The 16,355-nt window shown below is 53.6% G+C and carries 20 protein-coding genes; 15 read left to right on the forward strand and 5 right to left on the reverse strand.

Annotation, left to right across the window (positions count from 1 at the left end; all coding sequences use genetic code 11):
- Positions 1 to 93: 93 nt before the first annotated feature.
- The 6 genes from FWG96_03265 (at position 94) to FWG96_03290 (ending at position 4,564) form a co-directional block, all read left to right on the forward strand.
- Positions 94 to 1,125 carry an alpha/beta hydrolase gene (locus FWG96_03265; GenBank protein ID MCL2032272.1) on the forward strand — a complete coding sequence of 344 codons (1,032 nt, stop codon included), beginning with the start codon at positions 94 to 96 and terminating at the stop codon, positions 1,123 to 1,125.
- A 199-nt stretch (positions 1,126 to 1,324) separates the two neighbouring features.
- A complete protein-coding gene (locus FWG96_03270) occupies positions 1,325 to 1,963 on the forward strand; it encodes a 50S ribosomal protein L1 (GenBank protein MCL2032273.1) in 639 nt (212 codons plus the stop codon).
- 11 nt (positions 1,964 to 1,974) lie between these two features.
- Positions 1,975 to 2,982, forward strand: a complete 1,008-nt coding sequence (locus tag FWG96_03275; protein MCL2032274.1) for a 50S ribosomal protein L10 — start codon at positions 1,975 to 1,977, stop codon at positions 2,980 to 2,982.
- Between the two features lie 15 nt (positions 2,983 to 2,997).
- The gene (rpl12p, locus tag FWG96_03280) at positions 2,998 to 3,321 is read left to right on the forward strand and encodes a 50S ribosomal protein P1 (GenBank protein ID MCL2032275.1); all 324 of its coding nucleotides are present in this window, start codon (positions 2,998 to 3,000) and stop codon (positions 3,319 to 3,321) included.
- A 78-nt stretch (positions 3,322 to 3,399) separates the two neighbouring features.
- Positions 3,400 to 3,699, forward strand: coding sequence for a hypothetical protein (locus FWG96_03285; protein ID MCL2032276.1), 300 nt, complete (start codon positions 3,400 to 3,402; stop codon positions 3,697 to 3,699).
- A 1-nt stretch (position 3,700) separates the two neighbouring features.
- The gene (locus FWG96_03290; protein MCL2032277.1) at positions 3,701 to 4,564 is read left to right on the forward strand and encodes a hypothetical protein; all 864 of its coding nucleotides are present in this window, start codon (positions 3,701 to 3,703) and stop codon (positions 4,562 to 4,564) included.
- Here the strand turns inward: FWG96_03290 and FWG96_03295 are convergent.
- The gene (locus tag FWG96_03295) at positions 4,506 to 5,219 is read right to left on the reverse strand and encodes an RNA methyltransferase (protein ID MCL2032278.1); all 714 of its coding nucleotides are present in this window, start codon (positions 5,217 to 5,219) and stop codon (positions 4,506 to 4,508) included. The two genes, FWG96_03290 and FWG96_03295, sit on opposite strands and share 59 nt — an antisense overlap.
- Positions 5,220 to 5,271: 52 nt before the next feature.
- Between FWG96_03295 and FWG96_03300 the strand changes: the two genes are divergently transcribed.
- Genes FWG96_03300 through FWG96_03325 form a run of 6 tightly spaced genes read left to right on the forward strand, consistent with a single transcriptional unit; the run spans position 5,272 to position 10,524 of the window.
- Complete coding sequence (locus FWG96_03300) at positions 5,272 to 6,027, forward strand: phosphopantothenate/pantothenate synthetase (GenBank protein MCL2032279.1); 756 nt, start codon at positions 5,272 to 5,274, stop codon at positions 6,025 to 6,027.
- Entirely contained in the window at positions 6,028 to 7,266 is a 1,239-nt protein-coding gene (locus FWG96_03305; GenBank protein MCL2032280.1) for an adenosylhomocysteinase, read from the forward strand.
- Between the two features lie 8 nt (positions 7,267 to 7,274).
- Positions 7,275 to 8,414 (forward strand): glycosyltransferase, encoded by a 1,140-nt coding sequence (locus FWG96_03310; protein MCL2032281.1) that lies wholly within the window; start codon positions 7,275 to 7,277, stop codon positions 8,412 to 8,414.
- A gap of 31 nt (positions 8,415 to 8,445) precedes the next feature.
- Entirely contained in the window at positions 8,446 to 9,363 is a 918-nt protein-coding gene (locus FWG96_03315) for a PfkB family carbohydrate kinase (protein MCL2032282.1), read from the forward strand.
- Between the two features lie 4 nt (positions 9,364 to 9,367).
- Positions 9,368 to 9,895, forward strand: coding sequence for an adenylate kinase family protein (locus FWG96_03320; protein ID MCL2032283.1), 528 nt, complete (start codon positions 9,368 to 9,370; stop codon positions 9,893 to 9,895).
- Positions 9,886 to 10,524, forward strand: a complete 639-nt coding sequence (locus FWG96_03325) for a CDP-alcohol phosphatidyltransferase family protein (GenBank protein ID MCL2032284.1) — start codon at positions 9,886 to 9,888, stop codon at positions 10,522 to 10,524. The genes FWG96_03320 and FWG96_03325 overlap by 10 nt, the downstream gene beginning before the upstream one ends.
- Position 10,525: 1 nt before the next feature.
- Here the strand turns inward: FWG96_03325 and FWG96_03330 are convergent, their stop codons facing one another.
- A complete protein-coding gene (locus FWG96_03330; GenBank protein ID MCL2032285.1) occupies positions 10,526 to 11,557 on the reverse strand; it encodes a DNA primase large subunit PriL in 1,032 nt (343 codons plus the stop codon).
- A gap of 231 nt (positions 11,558 to 11,788) precedes the next feature.
- Positions 11,789 to 13,411, reverse strand: a complete 1,623-nt coding sequence (locus FWG96_03335) for a radical SAM protein (GenBank protein MCL2032286.1) — start codon at positions 13,409 to 13,411, stop codon at positions 11,789 to 11,791.
- Positions 13,412 to 13,679: 268 nt separating this feature from the next.
- On the opposite strand from FWG96_03335, the gene FWG96_03340 reads away from it, so the two are divergent.
- From FWG96_03340 to FWG96_03350, 3 genes are all read left to right on the forward strand, one after another.
- Complete coding sequence (locus FWG96_03340) at positions 13,680 to 15,038, forward strand: NADP-dependent malic enzyme (GenBank protein ID MCL2032287.1); 1,359 nt, start codon at positions 13,680 to 13,682, stop codon at positions 15,036 to 15,038.
- Positions 15,039 to 15,191: 153 nt separating this feature from the next.
- Positions 15,192 to 15,434: a type II toxin-antitoxin system Phd/YefM family antitoxin gene (locus tag FWG96_03345; GenBank protein MCL2032288.1), complete on the forward strand. Its 243-nt coding sequence runs from the start codon at positions 15,192 to 15,194 to the stop codon at positions 15,432 to 15,434.
- Entirely contained in the window at positions 15,424 to 15,735 is a 312-nt protein-coding gene (locus FWG96_03350; protein MCL2032289.1) for a Txe/YoeB family addiction module toxin, read from the forward strand. The genes FWG96_03345 and FWG96_03350 overlap by 11 nt, the downstream gene beginning before the upstream one ends.
- Before the next feature lie 157 nt (positions 15,736 to 15,892).
- Here FWG96_03350 and FWG96_03355 read toward each other — a convergent pair whose 3' ends face one another.
- The gene (locus FWG96_03355; GenBank protein ID MCL2032290.1) at positions 15,893 to 16,162 is read right to left on the reverse strand and encodes a translation elongation factor EF-1beta; all 270 of its coding nucleotides are present in this window, start codon (positions 16,160 to 16,162) and stop codon (positions 15,893 to 15,895) included.
- 9 nt (positions 16,163 to 16,171) lie between these two features.
- On the reverse strand, positions 16,172 to 16,339 hold the full coding sequence (locus FWG96_03360) for a zinc finger domain-containing protein (GenBank protein ID MCL2032291.1): 168 nt from the start codon (positions 16,337 to 16,339) through the stop codon (positions 16,172 to 16,174).
- Positions 16,340 to 16,355 lie beyond the last annotated feature (16 nt).

Genomic DNA, 16,355 nt, shown 5'->3' on the forward strand with positions numbered 1-16,355 from the left:
GAGGATCAGTGTCTCGCGCGGGACACGCCGCTCTGCTGGAACCCATGTGTTTTTAATCCCCGATATAGCTATATCAGGAACAGGGATCCGAACATGAAAAAGAGCATAGCGGCGGCCGCAGTGTTGGTATGTATCGTGGTTGCAGCAGCGGCAGCGGCGGCGATCTTTCTCAACAAGGGTGAGGGCGATGACGCCACCATAGACCTCGACAATATGCCCGAAGGTCTCAGAGAGATCGAAGTGAAGGTGAACGAAGGGGGCAAGTGGGAGCTTAACGGATTGATAACGACCAACGCAGTCGGTCGAAACGACACGGCGGCCGTCATAGTCCACGGTTCGGGGCCGGTTGATATGGATTGCAGCGTGTACGGACAGAAGCCGTACAGAGACCTGGCATGGGGGCTGGCCCTCTTTGATATCGATGTTCTAAGGTATGACAAGAGAACAAGTGTCTATGGAAATTCAAGTTTTGTTGATCGGGCAAGGGCCACCGTAATGGAAGAGACCGTCGACGACGCGGTAGCGGCCGCCGGATTGCTGAGAGGCCTGGGCTATGAGAGGATATTCCTGATCGGACACAGTCTGGGAGGAATGCTCGGGCCGATAATAGTTAGCGAAAGTAAAGGGCTGTTCGACGGATTCATCTCATTGGCGGGAAGCCCGAGGATATTGCCTGAGATATCGGCCGATCAGTGCCTTGCGCTTACCACCCCTCAGAACAGTGCTTCAATGGAAATATATGTGAAAGCAGAACAGGCCAAGCTGGACCGGTTGAGCTCAATGACGGAATCCGAACTCCAGAGCACAACGATATTCGGTTTGCGGGCATATTATATCAAAGACATGATCGGCAGGGATGCGGCAGGGACAGCAGTTTCATTGGATGTCCCGATGCTGTTCCTGCAGGGGAGCGCCGACTTCCAGGTGTATGCGGATAGGGACTTTGTCATGTGGAAGGAGATCCTGGACGGCAAGGAAGGGGTCGAGTTCAAGCTTTACAACGGGCTTAATCATTTTTTCATGGTGTCAAAGGGACCTAATGCCGGGACCATAGAGGAATATTATCTGAAAGGACATGTAAGTCTGGATGTGATCGGGGACATAGCCGAATTCATAAACAGATGACGTCGCCCGCCAAGCAAGGGGAGAGGGCGGTCTTTACGTCATACCTGAAGAATGTTTAAACAGTTCACAAGCCGCTTCCTCAGGTAATAATGACGGCAAACGGCGAGGGGCACCCTTAAACCTTATATAGGGTAATAGAATAGCAGGCCTGCTTGTAGGAGAGCCTTACGGCTCGCATGCACTACGAGGAGGAATTGAATTGGCAGAAAAACCAACCGTAATTGCTGTGCAGAAAGCACTGGAAAGTGCAAAGAAGCGCAATTTTGTTGAAACGGTTGAGTTGGCCATCAATCTCAAGGATGTTGACCTTGCAATACCGAAGAACCGTATCCAGGAAGATATAATCCTCCCGAACGGCCGCGGTAAGACGGTCAAGATCTGCGTGATTGGTGGTGGCGAACTAGCCTTGAAAGCCAAGGACGTAGCCGATCTTGTGATCACTCCCGAAGAGCTCGGGACGATCGCAGACGATAAGAAACAGGCAAAGAAGATCGCGAACAGCACCGATTACTTCATCGCCGAGGCCCCATTGATGGCGGTCGTCGGTAAAAGGCTCGGTATCGTTCTCGGTCCCCGCGGAAAGATGCCTAAACCCATACCTCCGGGAGCCGATCCCTCAGGAATGGTGGACAACCTCCGCAAGTCTGTGACCGTCAGAACGAAAGACAGGAAGACCTTCCATGTGCCCGTGGGGACAGTTAACATGTCTCCGGAGGATATCGCCGATAACATCGACATCGTCTTGAAACGTGTGTCGCTGAAGTTGGAGAAAGGCATGGCGAACGTAGCGTCCGCTTATGTCAAGACATCCATGGGGCCGGCGGAGAGGATATTGTAAGGAGGTCTAAGATGGCACACGTCGCAACTTGGAAGAAGGACATGGTGAGCGAGATCGTCAAGGACATCGTGGATAACCCTGTTGTCGCAGTGGTCGACATGCATGGTATCCCGGGGCAGCAGATCCAGGCCATGAGGGCCGGGCTCCGCGAGCACGCCAAACTCAAGATGACCAAGAACAACCTTATGCTCTTGGCCCTTGATGAGGCCGCAAAGCAGAGGCCGGGCGTCGAGGCGCTGAAGGACTCTGTGCACGGCCAGTGCGCCATAGTCGCGACGGACATGAATCCGTTCAAGCTTTACAAGAAGCTCGAAGCGACGATGACGCCCGCCCCCGCCAAACCGGGGCAGCTGGCGCCCATGGACATAGTTGTTCCTAAGGGACCGACCCCGTTCGGCCCCGGTCCGATCATCGGTGAACTTCAGAAGATAGGCCTACCGGCCGCCGTAGAGGCCGGAAAGATAGCGATTAGAAAGGAAACGACACTGGTTAAGAAGGGAGAACCCGTTCCAGCCGGCGTCGCCGCGATGCTTCCCAAGCTGAACATCCTTCCCATGGTAGTGGGAATGGATCTGAGGTCGGCCTTCGAGGCCGGCACCCTTTATGGGAAAGACGTACTCGCGATACCTGATGATTACTACTCGACAATGTTCGCTACGGCCGTATACAACGCTCGCGCGCTGGCGATAGAGATCGTATATACAACAAAGGAAACGATTGTACCGCTCGTCACGAAAGCGTTCAGAGAGGCAATGGGCCTTTCGATATCGGCCGCGATACCGACCAAAGAGAATATCGAGATACTTCTTGCGAAGGCAGACAGTCAGATGCTTGCCGTGGCTTCCGTGTCAGGATACAGCAACGACGCCATCGCCGCCAGGTTGAACACCGCGGCGGCAGCCGTTGCGGTCAAACCTGCGGCGGAACCCGCGAAACCGGAGCAGAAAGTTGAAGATGAAGAAGAAGAACAGGTCAGCGAAGAAGACGCAGCAGCTGGCCTGAGCGCATTATTCGGCTAAAAGGAGTTGAAATAAATGGAGTATATTTACAGTGCAATGGTGCTTTACTCTGCTGGCAAAAACATAACCGAGGACGGCATAACCGCGATCCTCAAGGCAGCCGGAGTAGAGTCGGACGCAGCAAAGGTCAAAGCACTGATCGCTTCACTCGAGGGAGTTGACATAAAGGGGGCCATCGCATCGGCCGCCGTCGCAGCAGCCGCGCCCGCGGCCGCAGCAGCAGCACCCGCAGCAGCCAAAGGAGCACCCGCAGCGGCACCCGCAGCGGCGGAGGAGCCTGAGGAAGAAGCAGTCAGCGAAGAGGACGCAGCAGCTGGTCTGAGCGCTCTGTTCGGATGAACGGGAAGTTTATCTTGACAAGATCAAAACCTCTTACACAACATCTTTATTTTTGTTCCTGTATGTTGCAGCGGTCATATGGATCCGACTGAAAAGGTCATTGTAAGGCTTCCGCAGGATACTGTGATAGTTCTCCAGGCGCTTGTAGACAGAGGAGAGTATGACAGTTTATCCGAGAGCGTGTCGGATGCGATAAGGAAGATGATCGAATCCAAATTCACTCCGAAGGAGATATCTAAGATCGTGAACGAGCATGCCAGAGAGAAACCCATTAACATGGAATCGCTGCTCACGGATGGTGAACAGGTCTCGACGGACGACGCCATCAGAAAAGCGGTCAGGGATTATATCAAGTCGATGATGGAGCCGGAGGAATGATTTGGCCGGAAGGACCCTGGTCATAGGCTCAGGAGGCGCAGGCCAGAACACGGTATCCAAGATACCGGAGGATCTGGGGACCCCCGTGGTCACCATCAACACCGGCGATCACGGCTCCACCATATCCATGGCCGACGGCAGCGTGGACGGGTGCAGAGGGGACCACGATCTCGGCTGGGCTCTTGCATATGATTATAAAGAGGACATACTCAAAGCCGTCTCAGGGTACAAGAACGTCATCGTGACCGCGGGGCTGGGAGGAGGGACCGGATCTGGCACGATCCCCGTCATCGAGGAATGCGTCAGAGAAACGAAAGGAAAGATGATCTCCGTCGTAAGCATACCGATGCCGTTCGAGGCCCGGCGCAGGGAGACCGCGCTGAAACAAATGAAGAAAGTGATCCAGATATCGGACAGAACGATCCTGTTCGATATCGGCAAGATGCCGTCCAGAGGCGGCGGGTCGCTGCCGATAAGCAAGGCGGTATCCCTGGCGGATGAGATGATGAAAGAGGCGGTCGTCAGGATCCATGATATGTTGGAGGGCCCGTTCTTCAGCACCCTGAGCGAGAAGGTGTATACGATCGCGTACAGATCGTCAAGCGACCCGGTGGATGCCGTCGTGTCAGCAATGGACGAATACCTCTTCGACGCGGACCCGCGTTACGGAAAGATCATCGCGACCTCCGACTCAGAGATAGGAAAAGCGGACAGCGAGGCGATAACCAAGGCGATAGGCAACGCGACCGGGATACTCCCGGAGATAGTACCTGGCAGGGGGAAGGAAGGTCACGGGATACTGTTGTTCATTCCCATTTCTTACCGTTCCTTATTATCTTCGAAGCATCGCCGAATATCCCCATGATCGTGTTGTACTCATATTTCGTGGGGATGGAGCGTCCCATCATGCGCCTGAACATCACCGAGGTATCCGCCCTTCTGTGTTCAGGGTAGTCGATGGCGTCCATCAGGTCGTCGAAGAAACCGAACATATAGTCCTTCTCCTTCCTTTCGGCGGGCTCCGGCCGTTTTATCACGTTCCCTATCTGGAACAGTTCGTACATCACCAATGCGGCGGCGTGCGACAGGTTGAGCACAGGATAAGCGTCACTCGCCGGGATATTGATCAGGAGGTCGCATTTGTTCAGCTCCTCCTGGAACAGGCCGATGTCCTCTCTTCCGAAAACGACGGCGACCCTTTCTTCATATCCGGAAAGGGCCTGAGCGAATTCCCTTACCGGAACCGGGACCCGGGTGTAGTTCCTGTCCCCTTTTGTGGTTATTCCGCTTGTGCCGACCACGAGGAAACAGTCCTCGACCGCTTCTTCCATCGTCCCTACTCTCACCGCCCCGTCCAGGATGTCCGAGCCGTGCTTCGCCCTGCGGTAAGCGTCCTCGCCTATCTCGCACGGTTCCACGAGATAAAGATCCCTGAGATCGAAATTTGCCATTGACCTGGCGACAGCGCCTACATTCCCCTCGAACTTAGGGCCTACTAGAACTATCCTTATTTCAGGCATGCTGCCGTTGCTAGAACATAAATCTATATCAACTGTACGCTTACACAGGAAGGTGAACATACCCACGGACCACCCCCGCTACAGATCCCTCATGGTACGGGAAAGATTGTCGGAGATGGTCGACAAAGGTCTCGTGACCCGGACTGGTCTGATCTCCCACGGCAGAGGAGAGGCCTTCGACTACCTGATGGGAGAAAGGAGTCCGGAACCTTCTTTGAGAGCAGAACGGGCCGCCGCAGCCTACCTTCTGAGGGCTAAGAATCCGGTCGTATGCGTAAACGGTAACGCGGCCGCTCTGGACCCGGGGAACCTGATAGCATTGGCGAGAGAGATCCCGGCAAAGATCGAGGTGAACATCTTCCACAGAACCGAGGAGAGGATGGAACTCCTAATATCACACCTTGAGAAGAACGGCGCCGGCGAGGTTCTCGGAAGGGACCCTGACACAAGGATACCAGGGCTGAGTTCGGACCGCGCCATGTGCACTAAAGAAGGGATATACGACTCGGACGTGATCCTCGTTCCGATAGAGGACGGCGACCGGGCAAAGGCGCTGGCGGATATGGGGAAGATCGTCATCTCGATAGATCTGAACCCTTTGTCGAGGACGTCGAGGACGGCCGCCGTCTCGATATCGGATGAGATGACCCGGGCGCTGGAGAACATCATAGGTGCGGTAAAGGAGATGAGGGGGAAACACGACGTGATCGAGGAAACGATAAGGACGTTCTCCAACGAACGCAACAGAAAAGAAATTGTAGAGGAGATATGTTCTTTTCTCAGATCGGAATTTGATAGGGGTGGTTGAGTGGATGAGCTTTTGAAAAAGGGCAGTTTGAGGCTTAAGTGGGCGTACGAGCACATGCCGGTGATGAAGGAGATAGACCAAAGGTTCCGCGAGGAGAGGCCGTTCGAGGGCGTGAAGATAGGAATGGCGCTGCACACGGAGGCTAAGACCGGCGTGCTGGCGGTAACGCTGGCGAACGGCGGCGCAAAGATAAGGCTGGCAAGCTGCAATCCGCTTTCGACGGATGACTCAGTGTCATTGGCATTAAAGGAAGAATACGGTCTTGAGGTACATGCGAAGAAAGGAGAGACCCAGGATGAATATTATTCCAATCTCAACAAGGTCCTGGACCTTAGACCGGATATGATCATAGACGACGGCGCGGATCTGATCGCGATGGTCCACACCGTCCGCAGGGACGCGATCGGCGGCGTAAAAGGAGCAAACGAGGAGACGACCACCGGCGCCGCAAGGCTGAGGTCCATGGCGGCGGAAGGAAAGCTTGAGTTCCCTGTGATATCGGTGAACGACGCGAAGATGAAGTTCCTTTTCGACAACAGATACGGGACCGGCCAGTCCGCATTCGACGGATGGATGAACGCCACGAATCTGGTGGTCGCCGGCAAGCGCCTTGTGGTGGCCGGTTACGGCTGGTGCGGAAAGGGAGTGGCCATGAGGGCGAAAGGCCTCGGAGCCTCCGTGACGGTATGCGAGGTGGATCCGGTCAAAGCGATAGAGGCCAGAATGGACGGTTATGAAGTGATGAGGATGACCGACGCCGTAAGTACAGCGGACATAGTCATGACAGTCACAGGCTGCAGGGACATCCTCAGAGAGGAACACTTCCGCGCCATGAAAGACGGCTGCGTCATGGGCAATGTCGGGCATTTCGATAATGAGATAAACAAAGGCGATCTGGAAAAATTATCCGCATCAGTCAACAAGGTAAGGGACTTCATCGACGAATACAGAACAAAGGACGGAAGGAAGCTGTACCTCATCGCGGACGGCAGACTGATGAATTTAGCGGCGGGACAGGGGCACCCCGTGGAGATAATGGACACGAGCTTTGCCGCTCAGGCATTGTGCATGGAACACATCCTCGGGAACAGCGCGGAAATGAAGAACATAGTACATGACGTTCCGGGGCCCATAGACACCGAGATAGCGAACATAAAACTGCGCTCGATGGGCATAACGATAGATTCGCTCACGGACGCTCAGAAAAAGTACATGTCTGGATGGGAAGAAGGAACGTGAGGGATAAAATGAGAATAGCAATAATGACAGACAGCTATCTTCCGACGAGGGACGGCGTCGTTACCGCTGTTATGACCCTAAGCAAGTCGCTGAGGGATCTGGGCCACACTGTTTTCATCATCGCTCCAGACCCGGGGAAGGATCAGAGGGAACCCGGGGTCTATTATTTCCCGGCTATGAGGTTCAACAAATATCCGGATTATTTCCTCCCGGTGTTCCCTTCCGGGAAAAAGGAGCTCATCGAATCCCTGAATGTGGACATAATCCACATACACGGAATAGCGTTCATGGCCCTCAAGGGGCTCATCGTCTCAAGGTCGACGGGCGTGCCGGCGGTCACCACATACTGCACGAACGTTGTCGACACGCTTGAATTCTATTCCCCCGTCCCGATACCTATGGACATCCTGTCCAAACTTGCCTGGATATACATAAGGAACTTCATGAAGAGGCCGAGCTGCATAATCGGGTCCACTCCCGCTACGCTGACGGAATTCGAGGAGAACGCGGTCCGTACGAAACGCACGGCGGTCATTCCCGTGGGCATAGACGTCAGCAGGTTCAGGACAGGACTGGACGGCTCCGAGATAAGGAAGAGACACGGGTTCACGGATGAGAGGGTGGTGATACACGTCGGAAGGGTATCCTATGAAAAGAACATAGGGGTGGCTGTAAAGGCATTCAAGCACCTTCCGGACGACGTCAAACTTATGATAGTGGGAAAAGGCCCGGCCCTCCAGGATATGAAGGATCTGGTGAAGAACGAGGGACTGGAGGACAGAGTGATATTCACGGGGTTCGTTCCGGATGACGAACTTGCCCTATATTATTCGGCATCGGACGTTGTTGTTTCCGCATCGAGGTTCGAAACCCAGGGGCTCACGATCACGGAGGCTATGGCATGCGGCCTTCCCGCCGCATGCTCCGACGGAAGGGCGTTCCTGGATGTCGTGGTGGACGGAGTGAACGGGTTCCTTTTCAAAGACACGCCCGAAGAGTGCGCCGAAGCGATAATGAAATGCCTGGAAAGCAAAGAAGGCATGTCCGCGAACGCGAGAAAGACCGCCGAGGAATATTCGATGGAAGCCACCGGGAAGAAGATGATATCTCTGTACGAAAGCGTGGTAAGCAGCAGGAAGTCCTCGTAAAATCATTATAACCGCAATCAATACTTGATGCATGGCCGGCGAAAGACCATTCCTGTCCGTTTACGGACATGTCACGATCGATCAGATAATCTCCATCGACAGATTCCCGGAGATAAACGAGACGGTCGACGTACTGTCAAAAAGCACCACCCTCGGAGGGACCGGAACGAACATCGCGATGGCCGCCGCAAAGCTCGGCGTCCCCACGGCAATATGTACGTTCGTAGGTGAGGACTTTCCAGGCAGATATGAGGATGAGATGAGAGCGTCCGGACTGATAATGGACGAGATGGTCCGGATAGAAGGTCACGAGTCGTCGCAGGCGATCGTCGTGAACGACTCGAAGATGAGACAGAAGGTCATTTTCAACCAGGGGCCGCAGGGAAGTGCCAGCAGCCTGAACAATCTGCTTACGAAGAACGCCTCGGCATCCCCGTATGTACACTTCTGCACCGGAGAGCCGGATTATTACATCTCAGTGATGAAAGCGATAAGAGGGGCCGGCCCCCGCATAGCGCTGGACCCCGCTCAGGAAACATATAAGATGTGGGACACAGAAAAGATGCGGAATGCCCTTTGCTTTTCGGACGCGCTCTTCTGCAATAACTACGAAGCGAGGGTGATCGAAAGATATCTCGGGATAGAGAATGTTCTGGACATAGAGAAGGGTCTCGTGGTCTGCACCGAAGGCGAGAAGGGAAGCGCCGCCAAGATAGACGGAGAGAGGATAAGGATCCCGGCGGTAAAGGGAAAGACTATCAGGGATGCGACCGGAGCAGGGGACGCTTACCGCGCTGGCTTCTACTGCGGACTGTATAACGGGTTTGATAAACGCGAATCCCTGATCCTCGCGTCGGCGACGGCGTCCTTTGTGATCGAGGAGGTCGGGGCGCTGACCAACATACCTGAGTGGGAAGAGGTGCTGGAACGCGCCGACGGATACCTGTGATAGAATGATGATAGCGATAACTGGAACGCCCGGCACCGGGAAGACGCATCTCGCCGAAGAGCTCAGACTCAGAGGATATGACGTACTGGATCTGAATGAGCACATCAAGAACAATGGGCTGCTTGAAGAGAAGGATGAAGCGAGGGACACATACTGCGTCGATACGGACGCTCTCGACCTTTCTCTCGAAGCATACAGGGCCGGAGGGATGATCATCGTCGAGGGGCACATCTCCCATTGCGTGGGTTGCGACATGGTGATCGTGATCAGGTGCCGCCCCGATACCCTCGCAAAAAGGCTGAGGGAACGCGGATATTCCGAGGACAAAGTGAGGGAGAACGTCCAGGCGGAGATACTGGACGTGATACTCTGCGAATCGGCCGAGACCGGCGTCCCGGTGTTCGAGCTGGATTCTTCCGACCACTCCACAGAGGAAATGGCGGACATGGCCGAAGGGATCATCAAAGGGAATACCGATAAATACGGACCTGGCAATATTGACTGGACAGGGGAGTTGGAGAAATGGTTCTAGACGGGCAGAGGGGAAAGGCGGACTTCGCTTTGGCCCCGGTCGCCAAAAAGCTGATAAACGTCAATCCGAACATCATATCCTGGATAGGCCTGATACTGGCGTTCGTCTCCGGACTGTTGCTGTTTCTCAGCTTTGAATACCATTATCTGCTCCTGCTCGGTGCGGCAGCGGTCCTGGCGTCCGGATACTTCGACGCTTTGGACGGAAAGGTCGCCAAACTTGCGGGGAAAGCCTGCGATAAGGGGGATTATCTCGATCACGTTTTTGACAGGTACGCGGATGTTTTCATGATAGGCGGAGTCGCGGTGAGCGCCTGGTGCAACCCATACATCGGGCTGCTGGCTCTCGTCGGCGTCCTGTTGACGTCATACATGGGAACGCAGGCCCAGGCGATAGGAGCTCCGAGGCTGTATGCGGGATTGCTCGGAAGGGCGGACAGGGTGGTGCTGAGCACGCTCTTCCCGATAATACAGTTCATAATGCTCTGCCTGGGATATCCCTCGATAGAGATCGCCGATTATTCAATAACGTGGCTGGAGATCATGATGATCTGGTTCGCGGTCGTCGGCAACCTGACCGCCGTTCAGAGAGGCATAATCACATGGAAGAATCTCTCTAAAAGAGACTGACTCAGGCATTCTCCTCTTTCTTCAGGGTATTGCCGGATTTTATTCTGTAATAGGAAAGAGGGTGGTTGATCTTCTCGCACAGGGGCTCGGGGTCGAAGCATATGCCATTGGTCTTCATCGTGGCGCATTCCGGCGGAGTATAGCCTTCCCTGCCCCTTTCCTCACCGGTTATGTGTTTTATCTGATAGCTGGATTTTGACTCGTCGAAATCGGGGGATTGCGCAAAGAGGCCTATTATCTGCTCATATGTGAGGCCGAGCGCGTTGAGAAAAGAGACAAGCGCAAACCTGGCGCTGTGAGGAAGGTTCACTCCGTTCTGCGCGCTTGCCAATATGGCCTTTATGCAGGGCGGGAGGAAATCGGGATTCATACCCTCGCCGCCGGTGGGACTCAGTTTCTTCTTTGTGTCGGCAAGCACGATGGCGACATGGTCTATGTTGCTTTTCATCGATTTCCTGAATTCGGCCGGGACGTTCAAAGGCAGTTCCGACTCGATCCGCTCCTGGAGCGCATTCTGCAGAAGCCTGTTGAATTTATCCGGCTCCAGATGCACGTATCCGTTCCTGAGGTCGGTGTTGATGAGTTTCCACTCCGTCGCTTTCATGATATGGGAGAATCTCAGATAGTCGCTGAAGTGCATGCTTATCTTTCCCTCCGTATCGACGGCGGAAACAACCTCGAGCTCTTCCGCAACGATTATCTCTGATATGTGGTCGTCCGAAAGAAGGTCGTTCATTCTCGACGCTTCTGCGAGAGCGTACCTTTTCGTAAGGAATCGGTCGTTGATACAGGAGACGAGCATCCTCGCGTATGGGTAAGAAAGGACCTCCATCAGCTGGTCGTATTCCTGAAGCAGGGGGACATCGCTCACTTTGTACTGAGATATGGCGCTGAGCACTCGCTCTAAACCTCTCTTCCTGGCACTTTCAAAAGAAGGCGAACTGATAAGCGACTCTATGTCGGCGGAGTTCTCTTCGGCAAACTGAGCCGCCCCTTTGAGAAAGGGATATCTCGAGACCTGAAGGGAGTCCATGCGCCTTCCTATGCGGTAGACAGTAATTTAGGTTTTGCATCCTCCCCGCAGTATGCGCTTCCGGCAAACATGGCAGTTCAATGTCCAATCACTACCAAGAGTGGTGTTTCCACTGTCGGCTATTTTTCCTAGGAATGCATTATAAATCTGCCTACGCGGTGGGAAGCTTTGGACGCTATGCTGACCACCGCCGCGGCACGGGACCTTCGTCGTGCTGTGCAACCCCCCCTTTCAAATGTCATGTACGGACAACGAGATCATTTTTCGAAGGTCCCCAAACACTGCCGGATCATCGATGACCTCTTTCAGATCGTCCATTGAATCGTATGGTCTTTTCAGGACTATCTTCGCGGCCCTCTTCTTACCGATCCCGGGAAGCCCCTCTATTGCGGACATAGGCATTGTGTTAATGTTGAAAGGAGTGGTTATTCCGGTTATTGACCTGAATCCCCAATCAGTGATGGTAACATCATGTGAGGTTCCCAACTCTACTTTGTAAGGGATGCCTATCAGAATGGGGTACGTGCCGATCTGTCTTCCGAAAGTAGTGTTCCCGTCATGGATCTCCATATAGACATCCTTCATGACCGTTCCTTTGGGCACAACCCGTTCCAGCATCTTCCGGTCTATTTCTTCTCTCACGGTCTCTTTGAACCTTTTGAATTTCTGTTTGTCTACTTTGGTGTGAAAATCCTTCCTGAGCGGCATCACCTGGCGTATATTGATGCGCCTGACCATGAGCCCCTCGCCGGCTATCCTTTTCAAGAGTTCCATATCGTGTACGTAGGTGGAGGCCGTCTCTCCGTCAAGGCCGCAGACCAGATTGATCCCGGGCAGCAGTTTCGGCAGACCGGTGGGCCCCGGTTCTGCGCCGATCTCGTTGATCATCCTGACGGCGCCCATAAGCTGCTCCGGCGTACAGTTCAGATTATTCTCCCTGAAGACCGCCGGATCCGCAGACTCCAGCCCAAGTGCCAGCACATTACCGGATGTGCAGCATTCCGTCAATATCCCAATGATCTTTTTCGACTCGTCCGGATAAGAGGATATGACGGCAGGGTTCGCGTTGTCCACATGCAGTACGTTAAGATCAAGGGCCTTCAGGCCCGTGAACAATTCCTTTACCGCGTCGGGGTTCGGTCTCGGAGGGTCGGAATCATCCTCCGTTCCATAGGATATGATGCAGGTCTGCCCTCCGATCCTGATGTTCCTTATCCCCAAAGAAACGAGCTTCTCCGCCTCGGCTATAACGTCTTTGGGGGAACGCATCAGGGGCTTTCCCTTTAGAGGCTCTATACAGTAGGAGCAGCCCCCGCTCCTGTATCTGTGACATCCTCTGTATGTTTCCATCTCGGCGATCAGAGGATGCGGGAAATCCTGATGCTGGGTCACTATCTCCGCGCCAAAGAGCATCCATCTGTTCCATTCGTCAAGGGTGCGGTACCGCTCGCCGACCTCCTTTCCGGTCATACCGTCATAAAGCGACGCCGCCGGATCGTTCCTCATCGAAAAATCGAACTTGTCGGCAACGGAAGAGAAAGCGGCTGAACCGCCTATGAGCTTCCATCCTTTGAGTTTCGGGACCAGCCCCTCCAGTTCTTTTACGGACAAAGGCATGGACCTCAGATACTTCCCGGGTACGGTATTTCCGGAAAGGACCACGCTGACGTCGGCGTCAGGCAGCTTCTTACCTCTCCTCAGCATGTCCGCGGAAATGTATTCGACATCCGCCCCGGCGTCGATCGATGCTCCGGCTATTGCCCTTATCATGGGGGAGATGTAAGGCGGAACGCCCAATGCGGCAGGGTCGTCGATGTATCCGTCGATCAAGACCACTCTGATATCCTTAGTCATTTATGAGTTTTGAAAGTGTGAATTAGATATAAATACGGACCGCGGCACCCCGGCGGGAACGCCGGGTGCACTCGGCCGTTTCAGGCTTTACGTCTGGGTCCTGCGGATAATTAGCCAGACCCGGCGTTTTCAGGAACAGCACCAATTGTCGAAGTCTGGCCGCAAATATATGCGGAATGTCGAACACAGTTAAATATTATAAGCGTAATCATGGTGTTTGTAATTCGAAGGGATATTACGAAATTCGTAAAAACAAGGAGGATAATACATGGGAAACGAGAAAGAGTTGACGATTGAGGAGCGTCTGGAAAGGGCGAAGAAACCCGGACAGGACGCAATGATACTCCACAAGTACTATGGTGGCAAAATAGAGATAACGCCCAAAGCATGCGTAAGGTCATTCAATGACTTTGCCATCTGGTATTCGCCGGGCGTCGCAGAACCATGCAGGGATATCCAGAAAAACCCGGAGATGGTATACGAACATACCTGCAAATGGAATACGGTAGCAGTGGTATCGGACGGCACCCGCGTGCTGGGTCTGGGAGACATCGGGCCGGAGGCCGCGATGCCGGTCATGGAGGGGAAATCCATGCTGTTCAAGTACCTCGGCGGCGTAGACAGCGTTCCGATATGCCTCGACACTAAAAATCCCGAGAAGATAATCGAGACGGTAAGGCTGATTGCGCCGTCATTCGGAGGTATAAACCTTGAGGACATCTCAAATCCGAAATGCTTTGACATCCTGGATGAGCTCAGAAGAGACTGCAAGGTACCGGTCTGGCACGATGACCAACAGGGGACGGCGTGCGTCACCGTCGCGGCCGCCATCAACGCTATGAAACTTGTCGGAAAGAAATTCTCCGATGCGAATCTGGCCGTCGTCGGCGCCGGTGCGGCATGCATCGCGATAGCGAGACTCCTGCTCGCGACGGGGTTCGACCCGAAGAAACTCTGCATGTGCGATTCGAAAGGAATATTGAACCTCAGCAGAGAGGAAGTGCAGGGTGAGTTCAGACAAAAATGGGAGATATGTAAGAAGACCAACGGCGCGGGAAAGACCGGCGGCATAAAGGAAGCGATGGAGGGCGCAGACATACTCATAGCGGCGTCCAAGCCTGGCCCCGGAACGATTCCTGCGGAATACTGCAAGAACATGGCGGACAACCCGGTCGTGTTCGCTACCGCGAACCCGATCCCGGAGATGTGGCCCTGGGAGGCTAAAGAGCACGGCGTCAAGATATTCGCGACAGGACGTTCGGACTTCCCGAATCAGGTTAACAACTCCATGGGATTCCCCGCGATATTCCGCGGCGTGCTTGACGTAAGGGCGAAGACGATCACCGACGAGATGTGCATAGCCGCGGCGGAAGAGCTTGCGAAATGCGCGGAGGAGAAAGGCATCCACGAAGAATACATTATCCCGACGATGAGCGAGATCGATCCGTTCCCGAGAGAAGCGGTGGCGGTCGGTCTCAAAGCGCAGGAACAGGGCATCGCCCGCCTGAAGCTCAGCCGTCAGGAACTCTTCGACAGAGCGGACTTCATAATAAGGAGGTCCAGAGCGGTGACCGACCAGATGATGAAGAGCGGATATATAGCGGACCCGCTCCCGGCATTTAAGTAAACAGAAGGGAAACCTTCTTTTTTCCATTTTTCATACCCGCGCGGCGGCGTTCCGCCGCGTGGTCTTTTATTCTCTCCCGCTTCTAAGGCGGATGAAGGATCAAAATCGTACTAAAAAACGTACGATTATATATGACAAACGTATCTTTATGTTATGACCACGGTAAACGCTTCGGAAGCAAGAGCCAACTTGTATAATCTGATCGAAAGCGCGATCGATGAGCCGGTAAGAATAACATCGAAGAGGGGTACCGTTGTAATGATCTCCGAAGAGGAATGGGAAGGGATCATGGAAACACTGTACCTTCTAGGGGTCCCCGGGCTACTGGAAGATGTCAAAAAGGGACGCGAAACACCAAGATCGAAAATGATAAGGGTGAAAAGCAGTGACCTATGAGGTGATCTTCACACGTAAGGCCGAAGAAGACCTAAAGGAATTGACGAAGCAGGGCTATGGGAAAAAGATAAAAGAATTGGTGGAGATTTTGGAGAACGACCCTTTTCAAACCCCTCCGAAATATAAGAGTTTAACAGGAGAGATGAAAGGAATGTTCTCCCGCCGCATAAACATAGAACATAGGCTGGTGTATGAGATCATACCTGCGGAAGACGATGCTTTTGAAGGAACGGTAAAAGTATACAGGCTGAGAACACACTATGAAGGAATAATTCCGCTGTTCTTTCTCATCAGCCCCTGATACAGTTGGTAAACACGATCCTCTTTTAACTGATCCCATTACCAGTTTTACATGGGTCCGCCGTCAGGAAACGACAGCATCCCGCCTCATAGAGCCATTTTTGTATAATGGGGGAGCCGGCATTACGCCGGCTCAGAAATAAGAAAATGACACTCTCTCAGAGGAGAGTGCTAGATACGCACTCGATGTTCTCTATACCGGAGATAGAGGACAACGCCTTCTCGAGGTCCCCGCCGACAGATTCATCCGTGTCGTCTATTGAGAAGCCCACGTTGATCTTCATGAGGCCGAAGGCCACAGGCATTATCTTTGATTCCAGCACCTGGACGCCTTTCGGAACTACGCCGGCGATGGTGCCGATTATTGACTCAAGGTCAACTTCCGTGCTCTCAGGCATAAGGTCATACACGGCCACTATCTGTCCCATCGTTATCCCTCAGGGTCCCGCGAAACCGCATTTTTTGCATTCGTACAATACGCTCTGATCGCGGCACCGGTCACACCTTCCGATATCGGAAATTCCGCACTTTGGGCATTTGAAAGTGGTGTTTCCATGACCGATAAGCCTCTTTCCGCATGAGGAACATATCTTGTCCTTTACCATACTTTCGGCGATGTGT

Origin of the sequence: Candidatus Methanoplasma cognatum (genome assembly GCA_009777615.1) — an archaeon.
GTDB lineage: Archaea > Thermoplasmatota > Thermoplasmata > Methanomassiliicoccales > Methanomethylophilaceae > Methanoplasma > Methanoplasma cognatum.